Genomic DNA, 24,828 nt, shown 5'->3' on the forward strand with positions numbered 1-24,828 from the left:
AGCGGCGGCCGGCGGACGGGCTGTTGACAGCGCAGCGACGATGGACATCGGGAGGTGGCGGCAGCTGATGAGCAGGCGCAGCGAGCGAATCGTTGGCAGGTGCGTGTTGCGCGAAGCGGCTGCCGAGCGGAGCGAGGTGGACGCATGAGTGGCAAGGACTACGTGGAGAAGGACTACTACAAGGTCCTCGGCGTGCCCAAGGACGCCACCGCCGCCGAGATCAAGAAGACCTACCGCAAGCTCGCACGCGAGTTCCACCCGGACGCCAACAAGGGCGACACCAAGGCCGAAGAGCGGTTCAAGGACATCTCCGAGGCCTACGACGTCCTGTCCGACGAGAAGCGCCGCAAGGAGTACGACGAGGCCCGCAGCCTCTTCGCCAACGGCGGCTTCCGGGCCGGCGGCCCCGGCCAGGGCACCGGCAGCTACAGCTTCGACTTCGGCGACCTCTTCAGCGGCAGCCAGAACACCGGCAGCGGCGGACTCGGCGACGTCTTCGGCGGACTCTTCAACCGGAGCGGCGGCCGGCAGGCCCAGCCCCGGCGCGGCGCCGACGTCGAGACCGAGGTCACCCTCGCCTTCGACGAGGCCGTCGACGGCGCGACCGTCCCCCTCCGGATGACCAGCCAGGCCCCCTGCCGCAGCTGCAACGGCACCGGCGCCAAGTCCGGCACCACCCCGCGGGTCTGCCCGACCTGCGTCGGCGCCGGCACCGTCAGCCGCGGCCAGGGTGCGTTCGCGCTCTCCGAGCCGTGCAAGGACTGCCGCGGCCGCGGCATGATCGTCGACGACCCGTGCGCCGACTGCCACGGCAGCGGCCGGGCCAGCTCCGCCCACACCATGCAGGTGCGCATCCCGGCCGGCGTCCAGGACGCCCAGCGCATCCGGCTCAAGGGCAAGGGCGCCCAGGGCGAACGCGGCGGCCAGCCCGGCGACCTCTACGTCACCGTGCACGTCGACCCGCACCCCGTCTTCGGGCGCAAGGGGGACAACCTCACCGTCACCGTCCCCGTCACCTTCCCCGAAGCCGCCCTCGGCGGCACCATCGAGGTGCCCACGCTCAACGGCCCCGCCGTGAAGCTCAAGCTGCCCCCCGGCAGCGCCAACGGCCTCACCATGCGCGCCCGCGGCAAGGGCGCCACCCGCAAGGACGGCACCCGCGGCGACCTCCTCGTCACCGTCGAGGTCGTGGTGCCGCAGCGCGTCTCCGGCGACGCGCTGAACGCCCTGGAGCAGTACCGCGAGGCCACCGCCTCCGACGACCCACGAGCCGCCCTCTTCCGGGCGGCGAAGGGAGCGTGACGACCAGATGATCCCCGACAGCCCCATCGGCCCCGGCATCGGCCCCATCGGGCCCGGCATCGGCGAAGGCCTGCCCGGCGACGGCCGCCGCACCCGGCGCCCCGCCGCCCCGCCGCAGTACGTACTCACCGAGGACACCCCGGTGTACGTCATCTCCGTCGCCGCCGAACTCTCCGGTCTGCACCCGCAGACCCTGCGCCAGTACGACCGCCTCGGCCTCGTCTGCCCCGACCGCACCGCCGGCCGCGGCCGCCGCTACTCCGCGCGCGACATCCAGCAACTGCGCGAGGTCCAGCGGCTGTCCCAGGACGAGGGCATCAACCTGGCCGGCATCAAGCGGATCATCGAGCTGGAGAACCAGGTCACGGCCCTCCAGTCCCGCATCACCGAGCTCGTCGACTCCCTGGAGGGCGCCGCCACCGCCCTCCAGCAGCGCGAGGCCGCCGTCCACGCCTCCTACCGCCGCGACCTCGTCCCGTACCAGCCCCCCACCCAGTCCAGCGCCCTCGTCGTCTGGCGCCCCAAGCGCTGACTTGGCTGAACACCTCCAGCCGCCGGCTCCCCTCCACCCGGGGGGTGCCGGCGGCTGGTGTGTAGTGAGAGAGTGCCCCTGTGCCGCAGCAGCGCCCGGAGTTCGCCAGGACACCCGGGAGTGGATTTGGTGCCTAAGATCCTCATCGAGCGCCGCACACCTAAGCTGCAGAGCAGTCCAGTCAGTGACGAGGAGCCACCGATGAGTGGGACCGAGGATCCCGGGGTGACCACGGGCGGATTGGGCGTACTTTCCTCCGAGGCCCGGGCTCTGTACCGAAACACCGTGCTCACCGGGGGAAGAGTTGTCACCGCGGATGTCAGCAGCGACGACAAGGACCGTCTCGCGGAGCTACTCGACATCGGGCTGCTCGTCGCGGACATCGACGCTCCCGGCGTGCTCATCGCGGTCGACCCGGCACAACTCTCCAAGGGGCTAAGCGCCGCCTGGCAGCGAAAGGCGCTCAATCTGCTGACGCGCGCAGCTGCACTCCCCGGTGATCTGCAAGAACTCGCCGACACTTATCACCGGCCGGAGCAGGCCGGTGGAACCATCGAATACATTCGGGGGAAGGTTCTTATCAACCAGCGGCTGCACCAGCTGGTGACCAGCGCCTCCGAGGAGATACTCGCGGCGCAGCCCGGTGGCCCGCGGCCACCCGAGGCGTTGACCACGGTCATAGGCCGCGACCTGGACACGCTCCGCCGGGGCGCCTCACTGCGGACGATCTACCACCCCAGCACCCGCTACCACGCGCCCACGCGCGAGTACGTCGCCACCGTCACCTCGGCGGGCGCCCAGGTGCGCACCCTGGACGAGCCCTACACCCGGCTGTTCGTGATCGATCGCCGGTCGGCCGTCATACCGGTGATCGAGGACCTCAACGTGGCCGCTTTCATCCACGACCGGGCCATCGTCAGCTACCTCGCCGACGAGGTCTTCGAGCGCAACTGGAGCCGGAGCCTGGACTTCGACGGCTCGCGTGCCGTTCCGCAGGAGGTCGTCTCAAGCCTTCGCCAGGCGATCATCGACCTGCTCCTCGACGGCGTGAACCACCGCGTCATCGCCCGCAGACTGGGGATCAGCGAACGGACCCTGGCCCGGCACCTCGCCGAGATGCGCGAGGACTACCAGGTCGAATCGCTCTTCCAGCTGGGGTACGTGCTGGCGCGTTCGGCGATGTCGGACGCGGAGAAGGACTCGTTCGGCTGACGCGGCCCGCACTGGCCGTCGACACCACCCCCGCTCAACAGGCTTAGGTCCAGGCCGTGTCGGACTCGGTCTGCATGGCGGCGACGATGTGCGTCGAAGCACTCCCGGCGCCCTGGTCGGCCCGGACGAACGACCAGTAGGTGTCGTCCCCAGGTGTTCCACCGGAAACACCGGCGACGAAGGCAACTGCAACCGAAACGATGACAGCCGCGGCAAACCTGCGTATACGAGACATCCGAGACTCCTTCTCAGTACCTTCCAAGCTCGCACGCTCCGGCACGTCGAACAATCGACCACATAATGCCGCAGACAAGCGGCTCGTGTCACCAAGGCCCTGACCCATGAGTGCGTCATCTCTCTGCCATGCAGAGAGATGACACCGTGCGGCGGTGGACTCCCGAGCCGCCCACTAGGGACGATCAATGGCACGCTGACGCCACCAGCTCGATCACGAAGACAAAGCAGAGCAGCAATGCATCATGGCCGCGACAAAAGTAGTCGGCGTTAATTCCACCACAAATCGTTCAAAACGTCGCCAAATGCCGGGAATTGACACAACTCGGCGCCCCTCCCCCGGAGTCGACATGACTGAGCCCTACCTGCGTCACCACGACAGCCAGGCCCCCGAGGGCCGGCGTGCACGTGTGTTTCTGGCCGCGCCGCTGATGCGGTTGACCGGGCCCGCGGACAGCGTGGTGACGCTCGCCAGCCGGACGCGGCTGACGACGCTTCGCACCACGCTGCTCCGCAGCGGTGCCGCCGTGTACAGCGCGCACCACAGTGATGCCTGGACCGTCGCCGGGCAGGCGCCGGAGCCCCGGGTCCCGTCCGACTTCCGGGCCCTGCAGTCCGCGGACCTCGTGTTCGCCTACGTCGGGGCGCCGCTGTCGGCCGGGGTGAGCCTGGAGCTGGGGTGGGCGTCGGCGCTGCGGAAGCCGATCGTCCTCCTCGTCGACGAGGCCATCACGCACAACCCGCTGATCGCCACCATCGAGCAGGTCGCCCCCGTCCTGCCGCTGGTCTTCGACGACACCTGGTCGCAGGAGGCCCTCAACCACACCGTGGAGACCGCGCTCGACTGGGCCGGCATGGCGCTGTCCCTGCGCGAGGGCTTCTGGACCGCCCCCGGTGAGCAGTTCAACGTCCCCCGGCAGCAGCCCCCCGTCGCCGGCCGGGCCGGCTACTGGCCGACCAGCGCCGCCACCGGCTGAGCGACGCTCACCCACCGGACTCTCCGTCCCCCGTCCGGGATCCCCGCATCTGCCAGCCCAGTTGGAACAGCGTCTCCGCGTCGTACAGCTCACGCAGCCGGGCGATGTGACCGGCCACCGTCCGCTCGCTCAGCCCGAGACGGCTGGCGATCGCCCGCTGCGTGAGCCCCTGCGCGAGCAGGCGGCCGACCTGCTCGTGGATGGTGGGCTCCGCCCCGCCGACGGCGAGCGCGGCCCAGTTCACGCCCTCGGCCTGCCGCCAGTGCAGCTCGAAGTCCCGCACCAGGAAGTCGACCACGGCCGGATCCTCGACGAAGGCCGCGCTGCCGTGGTCCGAGGCGGCGGGGATCACGGCGACGGCCCGGCCGAAGATCATCAGCCGGGTGAACGAGACGGGCAGGACCCGGATCGCGGCGCCGAGCTCGGTCGACCTGGCCGCGAAGGCGACCGTCGCCGGATCGAGCCGGGCTGACACCTCGTAGATCGTCCGCAGCGCGCCGCCTCGTGCGAGGTGGCGTCGGCTCTGCTCCAGCCCGTCGTCCATGAGCGCGGAAGGACGAGCACCCCCGGGCTGCATGGCGAGGGCCTCGCTCGGGTGGTCGTTCTGCACCTGGGCGATCCGGTGACGGATCTGCAGCATTCCGGCGACGTACTCCACTCCGGGCGAACGCTCGGGGTAGCGGCGCGGCACCGCGTCGTAGGCCTGGGTCAGGTCGTCCAGCATCCTCGGCAGGAGCGCCGCCCGGGTGATCAGCCGGGCGCCCTCCTCCCGGAGTTCGGTACCGATCCGCTCACTGACGGCTCGTGGGTTCATCGCCGAGTAGACGCCGTCCGCGGCCCGCAGGACGAGCAGGCCGAGGTCGGTGAGCTGCTTCACCGCCGCCTCGTCCTCGGGGCGGATCTCGCCCACCCGGATCCGGCCGCCCTCACCCAGGATCGCCCGGTAGAGGTCGCGGGCGGCGTCGTCGGGAGGGTCGAGTACGGCTTCAGGCATCGCGGTCTCCCCTCATCTGCCGGCCGAGTTGGAAGAGGGTGTGGGCGCCGTAGTGGTGGCGGAGCCGGGCGATGTGGGCGGCGACCGTGCGTTCGCTGAGGCCGAGGCGGGTCGCGACGGCGGGCCGCTCGGCGGGGCCGGGTTCATCGGTCATCGCGGGCGCCTCTCATCAGCCAGCCGAGTTGGAAGAGGGTCTGGGCGCCGTGGCGGTCGCGCAGGCGGGAGACGTGGGCGGCGACGGTGCGTTCGCTGAGGCCGAGGCGGGTGGCGACGGCGCGCTGGGTGAGGCCGCGGGCGAGCAGCCGGCCGACCCGGTCGGGGATGGTGCGGGTGGGGCCGAGGGTGGCGGCGGTCTCGGCGGTGTCGGCGCGGGCCCAGTCACGTTCGAAGGCGCCGACCAGGAAGGTGATGGCGGCCGGGTCGGTGATGAAGGCGGCGGTGCTGTTGTCGTCGTTGGCGGAGATCACGGCGACGGTGCGGTCGAAGACGAGCAGCCGTTGGAACGGTTCGTCGAGGACGCGGATGAGGGAGCCGTGCCGGGTGACCTCCTCGGCGTAGGCGCGGGCGGGCGGGTCGGCGAGGGCGACGGGCTGGTAGATGGTGCGCAGGGAGCAGCCGCGCTGGAGGAGTTGGACGTCCTGGAGGAGGGCGACCTGCAGGGTGTCGGCGGGGCGGTGGCCGGGTTGGGCGGCGAGGACTTCGGAGCGGCAGTCGGAGACGAGCTGGGAGATCCGCTGGCGGATGTGGACGTGGCCCTCGACGTGGACGGCGCCGCCGGCCCGGCCGGAGGGCCGGGGCATCGCGTCGTAGGCGCGGGTGAGGCCGTCGAGGGCGCCCGGCAGGTTCTCCGCGCGGACCAGCAGCCTGGTCGCCTCGCTGCGGAGTTCGGCGCCCAGGCGGTCGCTGACGGAGCGTGGGCTGATGGCGGTGTAGCAGTGGTCCATCGGGTTGGCGATGAGCAGGCCGAGGTCGATGAGCTGCTGGAGCGCGGTCTGGTCGGCGTCCTGGGTGTCGGTGAACGGGATGCGGCCGCCCTGGGCGAGGGTCGCCAGGTACAGCTGCCGGGCGGCCTCGTCGGGCTCCTCGCCCGGGGGCTGTCCGTGCCGCGGCGCGACCGCCGGTTCCGCCGTCACGTCGCACACTCCCTGCCGGACTCTTCTCCCCTGGTGCCGCCTTCGCGCCGTCCGGCGCGGGGCTCGGCGGTCACGGTACCGGCCGGACGGCGGGCCCCCGGGGGCCGGGTGCCGTCGCACTCCGGGGCGTCCGGGGGCCGCCGTCGCCACGCCATGGCCTGGCGCCTTCCGTCGAGGCGGAGCAGCAACGCCTCGACGGCTCCGGTTCCGGGGGCCATCACCACACATGGCGCCCCGGCCGGCGCTCTTCCCCCCCGTTCCACAGGTACGGGTCGTTGCACCTGCAGTCAGTTCCGAAGAGCAAGTCGCCACCATCGGGCTGCGGTGCCCGGACGGCCTGGCGTGACTCCCACCCTCACAGCGTGACGGCCGGTGAACAAGTGGCGCCCGAGTGCATGTTCGCGCAATTGCAGCTATCTGCACGGGGGGCTGGGCGGGGCGGGCCGAGCGGTGGGCCGGGTTCCGGTAAAGGCCGAGGCCAGCGGGGTGGGTGGGCGGATCCCGCCCGTACGGTCGGTTGGCTGCGTACGGTCAGGTTGCGGGGCGGGTTCCTGCAACGGCGGCGTGCTCAGCGCGCCAGCAGCCGCCCGCGGGCGAGCCCGGCGGCCGTCCCGCCGGCGGCGAACACCCAGGCGACGGCCAGCAGCAGGTAGAGCCCGGCGGCGAGCGCGGTGAAGCCGCCGAACCCGGTGTGCCGGGCGAGCGCGGAGGCGCCGGTGACGCAGGTGCCGATCGGGAAGGTGTACGCCCACCAGGTCATCGCGAACGGCATCCCGGCCCGGCGGGCACGCAGGTTGGCGGTGAGCGCGACGGCCAGCCAGAGCATCGCGACGCCGATCACCGCGACGCCGTACAGCTCGGCGAAGGGGAGCATGGCGGGCGCCAGGGTGGGCAGCACCGGCCGGGCGGCATCGGCGAGTTGGTGGACGGCGGTGACGGACTGGCCGAGCGGGCCGAGCACCAGGAACAGCGAGGGGGTGAGCACCAGGGTGGGCAGCTTGCTGTGGAACAGCCCGGTGAAGACCACCGGCAGCAGCACCAGGGTGGCCAGCAGGCCGACCCCGAAGAGGGCCCAGCAGCCGTACAGCATCGCCTGCTGCGCCGGCCCGGCTGGCAGGTGCGGGATGAGCGCCGGGCCGGTGGCGGAGGCGACCAGCGGGGCGACCACCGGCAGCAGCCAGGTCGGGTTGGCCTCCAGGGCGGAGATCGGGTGCCGGGTGATCATCAGGTACGGGATGCCGCCGGCGACGGCCAGCGCGTACAGGGTGCCGACGCCCCACAGCACGGCGTCGACGGCCACCGCGGGGCCGGTGCCGATCACCCGGGAGCCGAGCAGCAGGGTGCCGAGGCCGACCGAGAGCAGGGCCATCGGCGGGCAGCCGTAGAAGACGGCGGTGGCCGGGTTGTCCAGCAGTTGGGTGCGGGCGGCCTCGCGGTGCCGGGTGAGGTGGACCAGCCGGGCCGCGCCCAGCACCAGCAGGGCGGCGAGTCCGAGCGCCCACATCACCTCGCCGAAGCCGGTGAGCCCGGGCAGCCGGACCGGCAGGACGGCGGCGCCGTTGCCCAGGATCGCGGTGCCCATGACGGCGGCGTACCAGTTGGGGCCGAGCTGGGCGAGATCGAGGCGGGCGAGGCGGGAGTTCAGCGCGGGGCGGGCGAGCGGGCGGGCATCGGCCAAGGTGGACATGGTTCCACCGTGCCGATCCGGGCGGGGCTCCGGTAGCGCCGCGGGCTCTATGAGGACATAGCCTGAACCTATGGCCCTCTCCCCCCGTGTCCCCGAGCTCGGCGCCCTGGAGCTGCTGCTCGCGGTGGCCCGGCTGGGCAGCGTCGGACGGGCGGCGGCCGAGCTGGGCGTCAGCCAGCCGACCGCCAGCGCCCGGATCAAGGGCATGGAGCGGCAGGTCGGCGTCCCGCTGCTGGAGCGCTCCCCGCGGGGCAGCAAGCCGACCGAGGCGGGCCGGCTGGTGGTCGAGTGGGCCCGGCAGGTGGTGGAAGCGGCCCAGTCGCTGGACGCCGGGATCGACGCGCTGCGCGAGCGGCGGGACGCCAAGCTGCGGGTGGTGGCCAGCCTGACCGTCGCCGAGTACCTGATGCCGGGCTGGCTGCTGGCGCTGGCCGAGGTCAGTCCGGGGACGTCGGTGACGCTGCGGACGGCGAACTCGGCGGAGGTCGCCGGGCACGTGCTGGCCGGGGACGCCGACCTCGGCTTCGTCGAGGGCCCGTCCACCCCGCCCGGGCTGGCCGGCGCGGTGGTGGCGGCGGACCGGCTGGTGGTCGTGGTGGCGCCCGGCCACCCGTGGGCGCGCCGCCGGACGCCGCTGACCGGGCCCGAGCTGGCCGCCACCCCGCTGGTGCTGCGCGAGTCGGGCTCCGGCACCCGGGAGGTGCTGGAGATGGCACTGGCGCCGTACGGGGGCGCGGTGCGGCCCCGGCTGGAGCTGGCCTCGACCACCGCGTTGAAGGCGGCGGCGATGACCGGGGCCGGGCCGGTCTGCCTGAGCGAACTGGCGGTGGTGGAGGAGCTGGCCACCCGGCGGCTGGTGGCGGTGCCGCTGGCGGAGGGGCTGGACCTGCGGCGGCCGCTGCGCGCGGTGTGGCCGCCCGGGCAGCGGCCGAGCGGGCCGGCCCGGGAGCTGCTGGTGCTGACCCGCCGGACGCCCGGGTCGAAGCGGTCCTGAGAACGCGAGGTGAAAACTTGAGCGTAATAGACTCAACTTAGTGCATGCTGTAGGTAGCAGCACTGAAGGACAACGAGGGAGGATCCCCCAGCAGTGGACGCCAGCAAGTTCACCACCAAGACGCAGGACGCCCTGTCCGCCGCGATCCGGCAGGCGGGCGCGGACGGAAACCCGGACGTCAAGCCGGTGCACATCCTGATCGCCCTGCTGGAGCAGCCCGAGGGCATCGCCCGGCCGCTGCTGGAGGCCGTCGGGGCGAACGTCACCCGGATCGACGCCGAGGCGCGCCGCCAGCTGGCCGCCCTGCCCACGGCGATGGGCTCGACCGTCGCCGCGCCGCAGCTCGCCCGGGACACCCTCGCGGTGCTCACCGAGGCCGGCAAGCGGGCCGACGACCTGGACGACCAGTACGTCTCCACCGAGCACCTGCTGGTCGGCCTGGCCGCCGAGGGCGGGCCGGTCGCCGAGCTGCTGGTGCAGCAGGGCGCGACGGCCAAGGCGCTGCTCGCCGCGTTCAAGGACGTGCGCGGCAGCGGCCGGGTCACCTCGCCGGACCCGGAGGGCACCTACAAGGCGCTGGAGAAGTACGGCACCGACCTGACCCAGGCCGCCCGGGACGGCAAGCTCGACCCGGTGATCGGCCGGGACCAGGAGATCCGCCGGGTGGTCCAGGTGCTCTCCCGCCGGACCAAGAACAACCCGGTGCTGATCGGCGAGCCGGGCGTCGGCAAGACCGCCGTGGTCGAGGGCCTCGCCCAGCGCATCGTCGCCGGCGACGTGCCGGAGTCGCTGCGCGGCAAGCGGCTGGTCGCGCTGGACCTCAGCGCGATGGTGGCCGGCGCCAAGTACCGCGGCGAGTTCGAGGAGCGGCTGAAGGCCGTCCTGAACGACATCAAGCAGAGCGACGGCCAGGTCGTCACCTTCATCGACGAGCTGCACACCATGGTCGGCGCGGGCGCCGGCGGCGACTCCGCGATGGACGCCGGCAACATGCTCAAGCCGATGCTGGCCCGCGGCGAGCTGCGGATGGTCGGCGCCACCACGCTGGACGAGTACCGCGAGCGGATCGAGAAGGACCCGGCCCTGGAGCGCCGCTTCCAGCAGGTGCTGGTCGGCGAGCCCAGCGTGGAGGACTCGATCGCGATCCTGCGCGGCCTCAAGGGCCGGTACGAGGCGCACCACAAGGTGCAGATCGCGGACGCCGCGCTGGTCGCCGCGGCCACCCTGTCCAACCGCTACATCACCTCCCGCTTCCTGCCGGACAAGGCGATCGACCTGGTCGACGAGGCGGCCTCCCGGCTGCGGATGGAGATCGACTCCTCCCCGGTCGAGATCGACGAACTCCAGCGCTCCGTCGACCGGTTGCGGATGGAGGAGCTGGCCCTGGAGAAGGAGTCGGACGCCGCCTCGATCGACCGGCTGGCCCGGCTGCGGCGCGATCTCGCCGACCGGAACGAGCAGTTGAGCGCCCTGAACGCGCGCTGGGAACAGGAGAAGAAGAGCCTCAACCGGGTCGGCGAGCTCAAGGAGCGGCTGGACGACCTGCACGGCGCGCTCGAACGGGCCCAGCGCGACGGGGACTTCGAGCGGGCGTCGAAGCTGATGTACGCGGAGATCCCGGCCGCCGAGAAGGAGCTCACCGACGCCCAGGAGCGCGCCGCGGACCAGGACGCCTCCGCCTCGATGGTGAAGGAGGAGGTCGGCCCGGACGACGTGGCCGACGTGGTCGCCTCCTGGACGGGCATCCCGGCCGGCCGCCTGCTGGAAGGCGAGAGCGCCAAACTCCTGCGCATGGAGGAGGAGTTGGGCCGACGCCTGATCGGCCAGGCGGAGGCCGTGCAGGCGGTCTCGGACGCGGTGCGCCGTACCCGTTCCGGCATCGCCGACCCGGACCGCCCGACCGGCTCGTTCCTCTTCCTCGGCCCCACCGGCGTCGGCAAGACCGAACTCGCCAAGGCCCTGGCCGACTTCCTGTTCGACGACGAGCGGGCCATGGTCCGGATCGACATGAGCGAGTACGGCGAGAAGCACTCGGTCTCCCGCCTGGTAGGCGCCCCGCCCGGGTACGTCGGCTACGAGGAGGGCGGCCAGCTCACCGAGGCGGTCCGCCGCCGCCCGTACAGCGTGGTGCTGCTGGACGAGGTGGAGAAGGCCCACCCCGAGGTCTTCGACGTCCTGCTCCAGGTGCTGGACGACGGCCGGCTCACCGACGGCCAGGGCCGCACGGTGGACTTCCGCAACGCGATCCTGATCCTGACCTCCAACCTGGGCAGTCAGTTCCTGGTGGACCCGGCCATCCCGGAGGACCGCAAGAAGTCCCTGGTGCTGGACTCCGTCCGGGCGACGTTCAAGCCCGAGTTCCTCAACCGGCTGGACGACATCGTGGTCTTCGACCCGCTGGGCACCGCCGAACTGAGCCGGATCGTCGACCTCCAGGTGGCCCGCCTCGGCGAGCGGCTGCGCGAGCGGCGGCTCACCCTGGACGTCTCCGAGGCCGCCCGCGACTGGCTGGCCCTCACCGGCTACGACCCGGCGTACGGCGCCCGACCGCTGCGCCGGCTCATCCAGTCCGCGATCGGCGACCAGCTGGCCCGGGCGATCCTGTCCGGCCAGGTGCACGACGGGGACACCGTCCTGGTCGATCGGGACGAGGAAGGCGACCGACTCACCATCCGCAGTCGCGGCCCGCTGGAGAAGTAGCGCCGCAGGTCCGGGCCGCCCGCACAGTCGAGCGGGCGGCCCGGACAACCTCTGTGTGGCACCGCACAGTTGAGGCGCGATGCGCCGGCGGACGGGCCGACCGACACCCTCGCCCGAACGCCACCCGACCGGACACTCTCCGTCACCAAAGCCCCGTCCACCAGGCGTCGGAACGCCCCGATCGAAGATCGACGCGTGCCCGGGTGCCCCTGTGAGGCGAGCCCCGAATGAGGCAGGATGGGAGGTGGAAAGGGCGGCCTCTCATTGCCGGCCACCACGTGCACTGAGGAAGAGGACCCCCATGAGCATCGACCCGTCGTCCATCCCGTCGTTCGGCGCCCCCCAGGGCGGTCAGCCCGGCGGCCAGGGGCGGCCGGCCGGCCCGCCGCCGATCATCGTCCCGGACCAGGGCCTGGTCACCCAGCTGCTGGACCAGATGCAGCTCAAGCACGTCGTGGACGAAGAGGGCGACCTCACCGCCCCCTGGGAGGGCTTCCGCGTCTACTACATGTTCCGCGGCGAGCAGAAGGAGCTCTTCGCGGTGCGCGCGTTCTACGACCGCGCGTACCCGCTGGAGAAGAAGGGCGAGATCCTCGACCTCATCGACGAGTGGAACCGCGAGACCCTCTGGCCCAAGGTCTACACCCACACCCACGAGGACGGCGTGGTCCGCCTGATCGGCGAGGCCCAGATGATCGTCGGCACCGGCGTCAACCTGGACTACTTCGTCACCACCACCGCCAACTGGACCCAGGCCTCCGTCGGCTTCGAGCAGTGGATCGTCGAGCGCCTCGGCCTGCAGAACGACATCGAGGGCGAGGACGGCGAGGGTGGGACCCCCGAGGGCACCAACGAGGCCTGACCCCTTCCCGGCACGCGAGCACGGCCCGACCACTTGGCCCCAGGTGGTCGGGCCGTCCTTGTCCCCGGCCCCCGGCTGTCCAGGATGGGGCCGACGACGACGCGTGAGGAGCCACCGATGGGTAACAGGCCACTGCTGAACCGCAGGCTGGCGGGCATGGGCACGACCATCTTCGCCGAGATGTCGGCGCTGGCCACCACCCCATCGCCGCCCTGCCCGGCATGCACGAACGCACCGTCGCCATCTCCTCCGCCGGCAAGACCTTCTCCTTCACCGGCTGGAAGGTCGGCTGGGTCAAGCCCTGCTCGGCTACCTATTCGCTGGCGACCTGAGGACGAATGCGGTGGCCCTGCCGAGGTGCCAGGTCAGCCTGCGAACGCTCCCATGCCTTGGTTGAAGGCCGAGAGCGGCATCTGCTGAACCACAGGGTTCGAGGACGCCGCCAAGAGAGTCCCCCGGATCCGCCGCCCATGTTCCTCAGTCAACCCTCACTTGGATCGGCGCTGGTGTCGGTCTGCTCCAGGATGTCCGCGTCCTGAACAAGGTCCACCCGCTGGGTCTCGGAAAGTGCATGCCAGCGCCCGGGTCCGCCGATCGCAGCCAGGAGCAACCGATTACTATCCGACAGTAATCATTTCTGGGGGGGAATGCGGGCGACGGGCAGCGCCCGTGAGCCGGCTACAGGGGGGAACACATGGCGGATCCTGATCTGGCCTTGGAGTTCAAGGTCAATCCGGCCGAGCTGGACGGCTGCGGACAGAGCGCCCAGCACATAGGCGGTCTCATACCGGGCGAGACCGCGAAGATCACCGATCCGTGCAGCCAGGCCGCCTCCGGCCTGCAGGGCTTCCTCTCCGCCGCCGCCATCACGAACTGCGGCACGAACTGGAAGACGCTGCTGGACAAACTCGGCGGCGACATGGGCGACGTCGGTACCAAGCTCGCCGCATCGGCCGCCTACTACCGCCAGGTCGAGAAGGACGTCCACACGAGCATGAGGAACCCGGCCGCACCGATCCCGGACGAGCCGGACCCCTTCGGCACGACCGTCGTGCCGGGCCCCGTGAAGCCCGCCAGCGCGAAGGCGGCCGAGTAGCCCAATGGACATCAAGACCCTTCACGACGCCGACGTCATCGGCATCACCACCGCGAAGAACGCCTTCGACACCCTGGCCACCGCCTTCGGCCAGCACAAGGACAACTGGCAGAGCGAGGTCGTCGACCGGCTGAACCGCTCCCAGTGGACGGGCACCGCCGCCGGCCACGCCCAGGCCCGGATCCAGCTCCTGGAGAACGAGCTCCAGGCCGCCCAGCAGGAGATCGGCCTCGTCAGCAGGGCCCTGCAGGACGCCTACGACGGCTTCGCCGCCGCCCAGTCGCACCTGATCAGCGCCCTCGACGACGCCAAGACCCACAAACTGACCGTCGCCGCCGACGGCGGGATCACCTGGGACAAGGACCCGAACTCCGCGAACTTCGCCGGCACCGACGCCGAGAACCAGGCCAAGCAGATCCAGGCCCGGATCACCGCCGCGCTCAACGAGGCCGACCACACGGACCAGACCATCAGCGCCCGGCTCGCCCACCTCGCCACCAACGCGAGCAGCGGCACCGGCCTCGACTCCGCCACGGCGAAGGCCGACACGGACGCCGCGAACGCGCTCCAACAGATCCCTGCCGCAGGCACCGACCCGAACAGCGTCAAGGCCTGGTGGAACGGCCTGACCGACGACCAGCAGCAGCGGATGATCCTCAACCACCCGGACCAGATCGGCAACCTCGACGGCATCCCCGCCGTCGCCCGCGACCAGGCCAACCGGACCAACCTGAAGAACCTGATCCAGGACCGCCAGCGCCAACTCGCCGACCTCGGCCCCGAGCCGAAGAAGATGCTGAGCGTCGCCGAGACCAACGGCGGGCCCGTGGAGAACCCCGACTACACGGAGTGGAAGCGCAAGCGCGACGCCCTCAAGGAGAAGCTCGCCGGCTTCCAGAACATTCAGAAGCGGCTCGACGGCAAATTCGACGATGGTGGCGGGCCGAACTCCGACCCGCCGCTGCTGTTGCTGGGCATCGGCGATCAGGGGCAGGGCCGCGCGATCCTGTCCTGGGGCGACCCGGACAAGGCCAAGAACGTCTCGTCGTTGGTGCCCGGGCTGAACAGCACTCTGGCAGGCGTCGGAGCGGGCGACGCCTCCACGGCGAAGCGCGTCTACCAGTCAGCCACGACCGCTGCGACGGCCAACGGTGACGTGCCCCCGAGCGTCGCGTCCGTGTTCTGGCTGGGGTACGACGCCCCGCAGCTGGAGGGCTCCGGCTCCTCGGTGCTCATGCAGGACCGGGCGGAGGAGGGCGGGGCCGCGTACCAGAAGTTCCTGACCGGACTCCGGGCCACTCACGAGGGGGTGCCGGCGCACATGACCGCGCAGGGGCACAGCTACGGCTCCCTGGTGGTCGGGAAAGCGACCCGGCAGCCCGGTGGCCTGCCCGTCGACGACATCGTCCTGGTCGGCAGCCCGGGTGTCGGGGTGGACAAGGCGTCACAGCTCGGGGTCGGCGCGGATCACGTGTACGTCGGCACGGCCAAGTACGATCCCGTCGCGGCCGCACCGGCCCCCGGGATGTTCGTTCCCGGTTGGGCTGCGTACGAGGCGATCACGAATCCCGACGGGTTGTGGCACGGCACAGACCCGGCAAGCCAGAGCTTCGGCGCGCAGCGCTTCTCAGTGGCGGACGGGACCGTGACCGACTCCCACGACAACTACTTCGGGAAGCACGACAAGGGCGGCGACTCGCTCCCCAACATCGGGAAGATCGTGAGCGGCCACGGGAACACGATCACCCGGGAGGATCCGAGGTGAGGGCCACGGTATGGCGCATGACCGTGCCAGGGGTACTGCTGGCGCTCCTGGTCGGCTGGTACGCCTGGCCGGAGCCCGAGGAACCCACCGTGCCGGTCGAGCAGGCGCAGCACCGGATCGAGGCCGAGCTCGCCGACGTCGCGGGGGCCTTCCACCCGGGGCTCCAGTGGACCGAAGCGAGGTACTACAGCCTGGCCGACACCACTGGGTTCTGCGGTACCCAGGGATGCAAGAAGACCGGCCGCGCGGAACTGCTGGCCGAGCAATGGGGCCGGGTCCGGATCGGGCCGGGGAAGCAGAATGAGCGGCTCGACGAGGTACAGAAGCTCTGGACCGCGAAGGGGTACGCGGTTCGACGTGAGCAGCGGCTGCTGGAGGTGAAGGATTCGCAGCAGCACCTCCAGTTCCTGATGGGCGCGGACGGCTGTGCCGAGCTGCATGTCTCCGTGGTCGATGTCGCCGACTCCACCGAGCCCGACGGCTCAGGCGGATTCGCGCAGGGGCCACCGGAGTCCGTCAAGGCGGAGTGCGCGACGGTCGACGACTCCTACTGGTCACACTGATACCGCCGAGCCCGCCCGGGTCGGCTGGGAGTCGGCGCTCCGTGGGCCCAACCGGCGGGCCATACGCGCGGCTGTCTCCGGTGCCACCAGCTCCACTCGGCGGCGGAACAGCCCCTTGACCACGAAGAAGCACGAGAACTTCCCGTACGGGCCGATCTCGCGACACCCGTAGAGGCCGAAGCGGCCAGCCATACGGCTGGCCGCTTCGGCTGAGAAACGTACGCGCGTACACGTACCACTCGTTCGTGCCGCGGATCTTGGCAACCCAGCCAACCGAGACGGGGCAGATAAGGCACTGGGGCGTGATGGACACGTCTGGAAACGGGGCGGCGGGATCCGCACTCGCAACGTCAAGGGGCACATCAAGCGCCGCGGTCGATGCGGCGGTCCACTCGGCGGTGGCGTGCCGTGCGCACACCCCTGGGTGCTCGCCAATGCCGTACCAGGGCATCAGCTCGTTGCGGCAGCGAGTTCCTGCCTTCGTCGTGGTCGTGCACTGGTTCACACGCCTCTCCCCCAACCAGCCGTTCGACCTTGGCGGCGGTGATCCCATCTGCCCGGACCGCCGTCGGTCCGGCTGCGACACCAACTGGACTACTGCTTCAGGCGGGTTGCAGATGCTTGTCCATCACTCGCCAGTCATCAGAGGATGGCCCTGACTACGAGCCGTGAGGAGCCTTCGCATGGGAACCAGGCCGCTGCTGAACCGCCGACTGGCCGGGATGGGCACGACGATCTTCGCCGAGATGTCCGCCCTGGCCACGGCCACCGGCTCGATCAACCTCGGCCAGGGGTTCCCCGACACGGACGGGCCCGAGGAGGTCCGCGAGGCGGCCGTACGGGCCCTGCGCGAGGGCCACGGCAACCAGTACCCGCCCGGCCCCGGCATCCCCGAGCTGCGCACCGCCATCGCCGAGCACCAGCAGCGCTTCCACGGCCTCACGTACGACCCGGACACCGAGGTGCTGGTCACCGCCGGCGCCACCGAGGCCATCGCCGCCACCCTGCTCGCCCTGCTGGAGCCCGGCGACGAGGTGATCGCCCTCGAACCCTTCTACGACTCCTACGCCGCCTGCATCGCCATGGCCGGCGCCACCCGCGTCCCGCTCACCCTGCGCGCGCCCTCGTTCCGCCCCGACCTGGACGAACTGCGCACCCTGATCACCCCGCGCACCCGGCTGCTGCTGATCAACACCCCGCACAACCCCACCGGCACCGTCCTCACCGCCGACGAGCTGGCCGCCATCGCCGCCATCGCCGTCGAACACGACCTCCTGGTCGTCACCGACGAGGTCTACGAGCACCTCGTCTTCGGCGCCACCCACCACCCCATCGCCGCCCTGCCCGGCATGCGCGAACGCACCGTCGCCATCTCCTCCGCCGGCAAGACCTTCTCCTTCACCGGCTGGAAGGTCGGCTGGGTCACCGCGAGCCCGGCCCTGGTCTCGGCCGTCCGCACCGCCAAGCAGTACCTCACCTACGTCAGCGCCGGCCCCTTCCAGTACGCCGTCGCCGAGGCCCTCCGCCTCCCCGACGACTACTTCGACGGCTTCCGCGCCGACCTGCTCCGCAAGCGGGACCTGCTGGCCGACGGCCTCACCTCGGCCGGCTTCCGGGCGTTCACCCCCGAGGGCACGTACTTCATCACCACCGACATCACCCCGCTCGGCGAGAAGGACGGCATCGAGTTCTGCCGCTCCCTGCCCGAGCGCTGCGGCGTCGTCGCCATCCCCAACGCCGTCTTCTACGACAACGCCGAGGCCGGCCGCAGCCTCGTCCGCTTCACCTTCTGCAAGAAGGACTCCGTGCTGGAGGAGGCGGTGTCACGGCTGCAGCGCCTCTGATCCGACGGCCGGCCGGCGGGAACGGTCAGACCCGCCCTGGACCAGCCAGGTGGGCGTGCAGGATCGCCCGGGCCTCGGGGGCGGTGAGGCGGCCGACGAGGACGTGCGTGGTGAGCCCGTCGGCCAGGGCGAGCAGTGTCCTGGCCGCCCGGACGGCGTCCGGGCCGGCGGTCGGCGACGCCTCGGCGATCAGCCGGGTGAACAGGCCTTCCAGGGCGGCGTAGTCGGCGTTCAGCGGCCCGGCCAGCCGTTCGTCGACGGCGGCCTGGGCGACGAAGGCCAGCCAGACCCGCGCCTCGGAGCGCTGCCCCTCGCCGAGCAGCGCCACCTCGGTGGCCGCGTGCGCCAGGGCGGCGGCGGCCGTGGGCGCCGGGTCGGCGGCGGGGGGCGTCCGGACCCGGGCGGTGATCCGCTCGCCGACGTAGCCGAGGGCGAAGCGCAGCATCTCGTCCTTGGTCCGGAAGCAGCGCTGGACGGCGCCGGCCGAGACCTGCGCGCGGTCGGCCACGTCGCGCAGGGTCACCCCCTCCAGGCCGCGCTCGTCGGCGAGCCGGCAGACGGCCTCGGCGATCCGCCGGCGCCGGCTCTCGTGGTCCACCTGTCTGGGCACGGGCCCCGCCTCCGGTTTATTCGATGCGCTCGTATCGGTTCCCAGACTACGGTACCGATACGAGTGCATCGGTACGAAGAGGGGAGCACATCATGCCGGACGCCCTGTGGCGCCTGACGGCCACCGCGCAGGCGGCGGCGGTACGCAGCGGAGAGGTCTCGGCCGTCGAGCTGCTCGACAGCCACCTGGAGCGGATCGGTGCGGTGAACCCGCAGGTCAACGCCGTCACCCAGGTCCTGGCGGAGCGCGCCCGCGCGCAGGCGCGGCGGCTCGACCGGGCGCGGGCCGCGGGCGAGGAGCCCGGCCCGCTGGCGGGCGTGCCGTTCACGGTGAAGGAGACCACCGCCGTCGAGGGGGTGGCGACCACCTTCGGGGTGCCGCGCTTCCGCGACCTGGTGGCGCGGGCCGACGCTCCCCCGGTCGCCCGGCTCCGCGCGGCCGGGGCCGTACCGATCGGGCACAGCAACATGCCCACCATGATCCTGGCCGGGATGCACACCCGCAGCGAGCTGTACGGGGACACCGCCAACCCGTGGGACCGCGGCCGCACCCCGGGCGGGTCCAGCGGCGGCGACGGCGCGGCCGTCGCGACCGGCCTGGCCGCACTCGGGCTCGGCAACGACTCCGGCGGCTCCATCCGCGTCCCGGCCGCGTTCTGCGGGGTCGCCGGGCTGAAGCCGTCCACCGGCCGCTTCCCCGCCGACCACCGCGCGTTCGGGCCGCAGGACCCGGGCCCGGCCTCGCAGTGGCTGGTCACCGACGGCCCGCTCGCCCGGAGCATCGCCGACCTGCGGCTCGCCTACGAGGTGCTGGCCGGCCCCGATCCACGCGATCCGCGGGCCCTGCCCCTGCCGCGCTACGGCGAGCCGCTGCCCGGGCCGGTGAAGGTCGCGGTCGTGGCGGACCCGGGCGGGCACGGCGTCCACCCGACGGTCCGGGCCGCGATCGAACGCGCGGCGGCGGCGCTGCGGGACGCCGGGTACGACGTGCGCGAGGTGGCGGACGTCCCACGGATCGACGAGACCCTGGACGTGTACGACCGGATCGTCATGACCGAGTTCGCGCCGATGTGGCCCTCCGTACGCACCCTGCTCGGCCCGGGCGGCGACCGCTTCATCGAGCTGACGATGGCCCGGACCCCGCCCGCGACGGCCGCCGAACTCATGCAGCTGATGGGGAGTTGGCTGGGCATCCGCCGTTCCTGGGCCGAATTCCTGGACGAGTACCCGCTGTTGCTCGGACCGGTGTTCACCGAACCACCGGTCGAACCGGGCGTCGAGTCCCGGGACGCGGCGGGGCGGGAGCTGGTCCGCACGGCGATGCGGCTGTGCGAGGCGACCAGCTTCGCGGGGCTGCCCGCGGTGGCGGTGCCCACCGGCCTGGCCGACGGCCTGCCGACCGGGGTGCAGCTCGTCGGACGGGCGTTCCGGGAGGACCTGTGCCTGGAGGCGGCCCAGGCGGTCGAGGACCGGCTCGGGGTCCTCGCGCCGATCGACCCCCGGCCGCGGGGGGAACAATGATGGCCCGGCGAGCGGGCTGAATTTGCCTCAACTCGCCTGGCACCTATGCCAGATTGATGCCCGTGAGGCAATTCTGCCGACCTCTCCGGAACGCTCCGACCGCCCTGCCCGCCCGGCGCGTGCAGGGCGGCGGCGCGCGAGGCGAGCGCACGGCGCACTCCCAGCGTGCACGGCGCACGATTCAGCGAAAGGGGCGCGCGCTGTGCAGAGTCGCACACCGGCTCGATCAGAGCCGCGAAGCAGGCGCGCTCGAAACAGTGAATGCTTGACAAAGTTGGGTAAATCACCGACGGACCCGGCGTATTCGTGCTTCTCTGCTGCTGAATCTCCAGCCGGAATCCTTCCTTCCACGGTCGGCCGCGCCCAGGGCCGCACAGCCACGAACAGCCTCGCCATCGCCTAGGCGTACTCGATGCTGCTCGGCGGGCGCGCACGGAGCTGAAACGCGGAGCCGAGCATGCTCACCACACTGCAGACCTCCTACACGGACACCCGCGCCGGTGACCTGGCCTGGTGCCTGGGCGGCGAACCGCTGCCCGCTCTCGCGGTCCGCGACCTGAGACTCGACGGCGGCGGCCGCCCGGGCACGTCCGGCACCCTCCAGCTGCGGCTGCTGGGCGCTTCGCACCAGGTGGTGATCGCCGCCGGCCCGGGCAGGTGCCTGGAGACCGTCGCCTGCCTGCCCGGCCGTCGCACCCCGCTGCCGGCCCGGGTGGCCAAGCAGGTCGGCGGCTGGGAGTACGAGTTCGCGGCCCGGATCGAGGCACTGCCCCCGCACGACTTCGCGGCCCGCGCCCAGGAACTGCTGGCCCTGGTCGAGGGGCACCCGCGCGGCCTGGCCGGGGTGTTCCCGGGCGACCCGAGCGCCTTCACCGCGCTGGTCACCCAGGGCGGCGCGGACCGGCTGCTCTGGCGCACCTGGCACGCCTACCCGCAGGAGGGCCAACTGGTCTGCACCCGGTCCTCGCTGGTGGTGCCCGAAGCATGACGGCCGCCGATCCGACCAAGGGGGCCGATCCGACTACGGCCTATGAATCGTACGCAGGAACGGTTCGTCAATGCGGCGTTCTGCACTGTCCGTCGAATGGGCGCAGCTATCCGTCCCGAACGTCCCCTAGCGTTTGTTCGTGATCAACCATCCGGCCGGTCCACCCGCCCGCTCGCGAGTGGACCTCGACGACGGCGCCCCACCCCGGCCCGCGCGGAGCCTCGCCCCCCTGCCCGCCCGCCGTCGGTCCCGGCTGCGCTCCCACCCCCGGCTGGCCCGCCTGACCGTCCTGCTGGCCGCGTTCGTCTGCGCGGCCTGCGGACTCGTCTACGAACTCGAACTCGTGGCACTCGGCGACTACCTGCTCGGGGACTCGGTCACCCAGACCTCCGTCGTGCTCTCCGTCATGGTGTTCGCGATGGGCCTCGGCTCACTCCTCGCCAAACGCCTCACCCGACGGCCCGCCACCGCCTTCGCCCTGGTCGAATGCGCCCTCGCGCTCACCGGCGGCCTCTCCGTCCTCGCGCTCTACTCCTGCTGGGCCTGGATCGGCCGCTACCAGGCCGCCATGGTCGGCCTTACCTGCCTCATCGGCATCCTCATCGGCGCCGAGATCCCGCTCCTGATGACCCTCATCCAGCGGATCCGGCGCGAGGACGCCGGACGCGCCGCCGCCGACCTCTTCGCCGCCGACTACGTGGGCGCGCTGATCGGCGGCCTCGCCTTCCCCTTCCTCATCCTCCCCGGCCTCGGACCCGGCACCGGCGCCCTCGTCACCGGCGCCGTCAACGCCGTCGCCGGAGCCGCCGTCGTGCTCTGGCTCTTCCGCGAGGAACCCACCCCCCGGATACGACTCCTGCTCTGGGGCGGCTGCGCGCTCGTCCTCGCCCTGCTCGCCGCGGCCGCCGCCGGCTCCGACGCCATCGAACGCTCCGCCCGGCACGCCCTCTACGGCGCCCAGGTCCGCTTCGCCACCCGCAGCCACTACCAGGAGATCGTGCTCACCGGCCCGGCCGAAGGCCCGCTCCGGCTCTACCTCGGCGGACGGCTCGCCGTCTGCGGACCCGACGAGTACCGCGGCAACGAAGCCCTGGTCCACCCGGCGATGGCCGCCGGACCGGACGCCCGGATCCTGCTCCTCGGCGGCGGCGACGGGCTCGCCCTCCGCGAGGCGCTCCGGCACCGCGGCGTCCGCTCCGTCCGGCTCGTCGACGCCGACCCCGCACTGCCCCGGCTCGCCCGCACCGACCCCGGACTCGCCGCCCTCACCGGCCACTCCCTCGACGACCCCCGGGTCCACACCACCGCCGCCGACCCGATGGCCTGGCTGCGCAGCGGCGCCGCCACGGCCGACGGCACCTACGACGTGGTGCTCGCCGACCTGCCCGCACCCACCGACGGCGGACCGGTCACCTTCCACTCCCAGGAGTTCTACGGCCTCGCCACCCGGCTGCTCTCCCCCGGCGGCCGCGTCGCCGTCCGGGGCGGCGGCGACGTGGGTGGCCTCTGGCAGATCGAGTCCGGCCTGCGGACGGCGGGGCTGCAGACCGTCCCGTACGCCGTCCAGGGCGGCGCCACCGCGAGCTGCCGCGCCGACCCGCCGGACACCGCCCAGAACTTCCTCCTCGCGGCCGCCGCCCAACCCCCGCTCGCCCTCGCCCCCGACGCGCCACCGCCCCGCGCCCTCACCCCCGACGGCCTCCTCAGCTCGGCCACCCGCCTCACCGCTCTCCGCCCCGCCCGCCCCCCGGCCGCCCTCACCCTGCTCGGGCCCCGCTGAGGGCAGGACGGAGGCGTGTGAGGCGGCGGCGTGCCCGCCACGACGGCCCGGCGGCGGGCGGCGGGAGGTGCCGAGCGGCCGCGCGGCGGCACCGACGGAACGGCGGCCGGGCGGGAGCGCCACGGCGGCCCGGGGGCGTACGTGGCGCGAGACCCCGACGGCCCCCACCGAGCGAGCCCGATGAGGCGGCGGCCGGTGCCCGCCACGGCGACCCGGGGCTGTCCGGCAGCAGGAGGTGCCGGCCGGGGGCGCGCCGAGGCCGCCGGGGGCGGGACGGGGAAGTCGGGTGGCGGTAGGTGGGGACCGTGCGGGGTTGGGTCGGTAGGCTCCGTGGCATGGAGCATGAGGTTGTCGTCCCGATGTCCGCCGAGTTGGTGCGGCAGGCCCTGCAGGATCCGGCTCTGCTGGCCCGTAGCGTGCCGGGGCTGAGCACCGAACCGGCCGCGGTCGGTGCCGGGCCGGCGGAGGAGATCGGCGGCCGGCTGAAGCTGCGCATCGGCGGCTCCACCATCACCTACAAGGGCGTGCTGTCGCTGATCGAGGGGCGCGAGGGCGTGCTGACCGTGTTCGCCGAGGGCCAGGAGGCCCGCGGCAGCGGCGAGGCGACCGCCACCGTCCGGGTCAGCGTCGCGGACGGCGCCGAGGACGGTACCGCGGTGGTCCGCTTCACGGGTGACCTGAGCGCCACCGGCCGGCTCACCGAGTTCGACGAGGAGACCCTCGACGCCACCGGCCGCCGGCTGCTGGACCGCTTCGCCGCCGCGCTCGCCTCCCCGGACGCCGAGCAGGAGCCGGAGAGCGACGGCGAGGGCGAGGGCGACCCGGAGACAGGCACCGACGCCGACACCACGGCCGACACCGACGCGGACACCGACAGCGCCGACGACGCCGACGACGCCGACGTGGTCTTCATCGAGGAGCACCAGGACCAGCCCGGCGACGACCTCGACGACGACCTGTCCGACCTGATCGCCTTCTCCGACGCCGACGCCGAGCGCTTCGGCCTGCCCACCGGCGCCACCGGCGACGACGGACACGAGGAGGGCGTCGCCGAGGAGCTCCCCGCCGAGCCGCTGTTCGAGTACGAGGACGAGCCGGCGGGCGGCGGCCCGGTGCGCCGCAGCATCGTCGGGCGGTCGGCCGAGGAGGTGGACCACGCCCCGCCGCGCGGACGGTACGCCCCGGCGCTGCCGGCCCGCAGTGCCCGGGCCCGGGCGGCGTCCCGCTGGGGCGGCGAGGCCGGCGGGATCGTGGTGCCGGGTTCGGGCGGCCGGAGCGCCGTGCCGTGGGTGATCGGCGGCGGGGTGGCCCTGCTGGGCGGCGCCGTGGTGCTGGTCAGGGCCTTGCGTCGCCGCTGACCGACCCAGGAGCGGACTAGACTGAACGCTCATGAGCAACGACCGCGACGCCCTGCTGGCACAGATCAAGGACAAGGCCGTCGTGCACGGCAAGGTCACCCTTTCCTCCGGCAAGGAGGCCGACTACTACGTCGACCTGCGCCGGATCACGCTGGACGGCCAGGCCGCCCCGCTGGTCGGCCGGGTGATGCTGGACGCGACCTCGCACCTGGAGTACGACGCCGTCGGCGGTCTGACCCTGGGCGCCGACCCGGTGGCCGCCGCGATGCTGCACGCCGCCGCCGCGCGCGGGCGTGAACTGGACGCCTTCGTGGTCCGCAAGGCGGGCAAGGCGCACGGCCTGCAGCGCCGGATCGAGGGCCCGGAGGTCAAGGGCCGCCGGGTGCTGGCGGTCGAGGACACCTCCACCACCGGCGGCTCGGTGCTGACCGCCGTCGAGGCGCTGCGCGAGGCGGGCGCCGAGGTGGTCGGCGTCGCGGTGATCGTGGAGCGCGGCGGCGCGGCCGCGGTCGAGGCGCAGGGCCTGCCCTACGTGACCGCGTACACCCTGGACGACCTGGGCCTCTGAGCCCGGTCGGCCCGACGCACGGACGGCCCGGCGCACAGACGCCTGACACACACACGAGGGGCCGGGTCCTGTTTCACGTGAAACAGGACCCGGCCCCTCGGCATGTGCC

22 protein-coding genes are annotated in these 24,828 nt (G+C 72.5%); 16 read left to right on the top strand and 6 right to left on the bottom strand.

The annotated features are described in order from the left end of the window. Positions 1–144: 144 nt before the first annotated feature. The 3 genes from dnaJ to P3T27_RS01345 all read left to right on the top strand — a co-directional run bounded on the left by dnaJ (position 145) and on the right by P3T27_RS01345 (position 3,046). On the top strand, positions 145–1,302 hold the full coding sequence (gene dnaJ, locus P3T27_RS01335; RefSeq protein ID WP_280673754.1) for a molecular chaperone DnaJ: 1,158 nt from the start codon (positions 145–147) through the stop codon (positions 1,300–1,302). A gap of 7 nt (positions 1,303–1,309) precedes the next feature. Further along, positions 1,310–1,834, top strand: coding sequence for a helix-turn-helix domain-containing protein (locus tag P3T27_RS01340; protein ID WP_280673756.1), 525 nt, complete (start codon positions 1,310–1,312; stop codon positions 1,832–1,834). 201 nt (positions 1,835–2,035) lie between these two features. Further along, positions 2,036–3,046, top strand: a complete 1,011-nt coding sequence (locus tag P3T27_RS01345; protein ID WP_280673758.1) for a helix-turn-helix domain-containing protein — start codon at positions 2,036–2,038, stop codon at positions 3,044–3,046. Between the two features lie 43 nt (positions 3,047–3,089). Here the strand turns inward: P3T27_RS01345 and P3T27_RS01350 are convergent, their stop codons facing one another. Then, a complete protein-coding gene (locus P3T27_RS01350) occupies positions 3,090–3,281 on the bottom strand; it encodes a hypothetical protein (protein WP_280673760.1) in 192 nt (63 codons plus the stop codon). Between the two features lie 349 nt (positions 3,282–3,630). Here P3T27_RS01350 and P3T27_RS01355 point away from each other — a divergent pair, with 349 nt between their 5' ends. After that, positions 3,631–4,257, top strand: a complete 627-nt coding sequence (locus tag P3T27_RS01355; protein ID WP_280673761.1) for a hypothetical protein — start codon at positions 3,631–3,633, stop codon at positions 4,255–4,257. 7 nt (positions 4,258–4,264) lie between these two features. On the opposite strand, the gene P3T27_RS01360 is transcribed toward P3T27_RS01355, so the two are convergent. From P3T27_RS01360 to P3T27_RS01375, 4 genes are all read right to left on the bottom strand, one after another. Next, positions 4,265–5,251, bottom strand: coding sequence for a helix-turn-helix domain-containing protein (locus tag P3T27_RS01360; protein WP_280673762.1), 987 nt, complete (start codon positions 5,249–5,251; stop codon positions 4,265–4,267). Continuing rightward, positions 5,244–5,405 (bottom strand): hypothetical protein, encoded by a 162-nt coding sequence (locus tag P3T27_RS01365; protein ID WP_280673763.1) that lies wholly within the window; start codon positions 5,403–5,405, stop codon positions 5,244–5,246. The genes P3T27_RS01360 and P3T27_RS01365 overlap by 8 nt, the downstream gene beginning before the upstream one ends. Beyond that, positions 5,395–6,384 (bottom strand): LuxR C-terminal-related transcriptional regulator, encoded by a 990-nt coding sequence (locus tag P3T27_RS01370; protein ID WP_280673764.1) that lies wholly within the window; start codon positions 6,382–6,384, stop codon positions 5,395–5,397. The genes P3T27_RS01365 and P3T27_RS01370 overlap by 11 nt, the downstream gene beginning before the upstream one ends. A gap of 568 nt (positions 6,385–6,952) precedes the next feature. Beyond that, positions 6,953–8,071 (bottom strand): TDT family transporter, encoded by a 1,119-nt coding sequence (locus P3T27_RS01375; protein ID WP_280673765.1) that lies wholly within the window; start codon positions 8,069–8,071, stop codon positions 6,953–6,955. Between the two features lie 70 nt (positions 8,072–8,141). On the opposite strand from P3T27_RS01375, the gene P3T27_RS01380 reads away from it, so the two are divergent. The 7 genes from P3T27_RS01380 to P3T27_RS01410 all read left to right on the top strand — a co-directional run bounded on the left by P3T27_RS01380 (position 8,142) and on the right by P3T27_RS01410 (position 17,895). Continuing rightward, positions 8,142–9,065 (top strand): LysR family transcriptional regulator, encoded by a 924-nt coding sequence (locus P3T27_RS01380; protein ID WP_280673766.1) that lies wholly within the window; start codon positions 8,142–8,144, stop codon positions 9,063–9,065. A 93-nt stretch (positions 9,066–9,158) separates the two neighbouring features. Then, complete coding sequence (gene clpB / locus P3T27_RS01385; protein WP_280673767.1) at positions 9,159–11,765, top strand: ATP-dependent chaperone ClpB; 2,607 nt, start codon at positions 9,159–9,161, stop codon at positions 11,763–11,765. A gap of 301 nt (positions 11,766–12,066) precedes the next feature. Then, positions 12,067–12,627, top strand: coding sequence for a YbjN domain-containing protein (locus P3T27_RS01390; RefSeq protein ID WP_280673768.1), 561 nt, complete (start codon positions 12,067–12,069; stop codon positions 12,625–12,627). A 694-nt stretch (positions 12,628–13,321) separates the two neighbouring features. After that, a complete protein-coding gene (locus P3T27_RS01395; protein ID WP_280673769.1) occupies positions 13,322–13,723 on the top strand; it encodes a hypothetical protein in 402 nt (133 codons plus the stop codon). 4 nt (positions 13,724–13,727) lie between these two features. Further along, positions 13,728–15,488, top strand: coding sequence for an alpha/beta hydrolase (locus P3T27_RS01400; protein WP_280673770.1), 1,761 nt, complete (start codon positions 13,728–13,730; stop codon positions 15,486–15,488). Between the two features lie 17 nt (positions 15,489–15,505). Continuing rightward, positions 15,506–16,051: a hypothetical protein gene (locus P3T27_RS01405; protein WP_280673771.1), complete on the top strand. Its 546-nt coding sequence runs from the start codon at positions 15,506–15,508 to the stop codon at positions 16,049–16,051. A 683-nt stretch (positions 16,052–16,734) separates the two neighbouring features. Next, the gene (locus P3T27_RS01410; protein WP_280673772.1) at positions 16,735–17,895 is read left to right on the top strand and encodes a pyridoxal phosphate-dependent aminotransferase; all 1,161 of its coding nucleotides are present in this window, start codon (positions 16,735–16,737) and stop codon (positions 17,893–17,895) included. A 25-nt stretch (positions 17,896–17,920) separates the two neighbouring features. Here the strand turns inward: P3T27_RS01410 and P3T27_RS01415 are convergent, their stop codons facing one another. Beyond that, positions 17,921–18,505 carry a TetR family transcriptional regulator C-terminal domain-containing protein gene (locus P3T27_RS01415; protein ID WP_280673773.1) on the bottom strand — a complete coding sequence of 195 codons (585 nt, stop codon included), beginning with the start codon at positions 18,503–18,505 and terminating at the stop codon, positions 17,921–17,923. A gap of 92 nt (positions 18,506–18,597) precedes the next feature. Here P3T27_RS01415 and P3T27_RS01420 point away from each other — a divergent pair, with 92 nt between their 5' ends. From P3T27_RS01420 to pyrE, 5 genes are all read left to right on the top strand, one after another. Continuing rightward, positions 18,598–20,025, top strand: coding sequence for an amidase (locus P3T27_RS01420; RefSeq protein ID WP_280673774.1), 1,428 nt, complete (start codon positions 18,598–18,600; stop codon positions 20,023–20,025). A 457-nt stretch (positions 20,026–20,482) separates the two neighbouring features. Next, positions 20,483–21,013, top strand: coding sequence for a DUF2617 family protein (locus P3T27_RS01425; protein ID WP_280673775.1), 531 nt, complete (start codon positions 20,483–20,485; stop codon positions 21,011–21,013). Positions 21,014–21,152: 139 nt separating this feature from the next. Then, complete coding sequence (locus P3T27_RS01430) at positions 21,153–22,793, top strand: polyamine aminopropyltransferase (RefSeq protein WP_280673776.1); 1,641 nt, start codon at positions 21,153–21,155, stop codon at positions 22,791–22,793. A gap of 335 nt (positions 22,794–23,128) precedes the next feature. Then, positions 23,129–24,151 carry a hypothetical protein gene (locus P3T27_RS01435; protein WP_280673777.1) on the top strand — a complete coding sequence of 341 codons (1,023 nt, stop codon included), beginning with the start codon at positions 23,129–23,131 and terminating at the stop codon, positions 24,149–24,151. A 31-nt stretch (positions 24,152–24,182) separates the two neighbouring features. Beyond that, positions 24,183–24,719: an orotate phosphoribosyltransferase gene (gene pyrE, locus P3T27_RS01440; RefSeq protein WP_280673778.1), complete on the top strand. Its 537-nt coding sequence runs from the start codon at positions 24,183–24,185 to the stop codon at positions 24,717–24,719. Positions 24,720–24,828 lie beyond the last annotated feature (109 nt).

Origin of the sequence: Kitasatospora sp. MAA19, from assembly GCF_029894125.1 — a bacterium.
In the GTDB taxonomy this organism is placed as follows: domain Bacteria; phylum Actinomycetota; class Actinomycetes; order Streptomycetales; family Streptomycetaceae; genus Kitasatospora.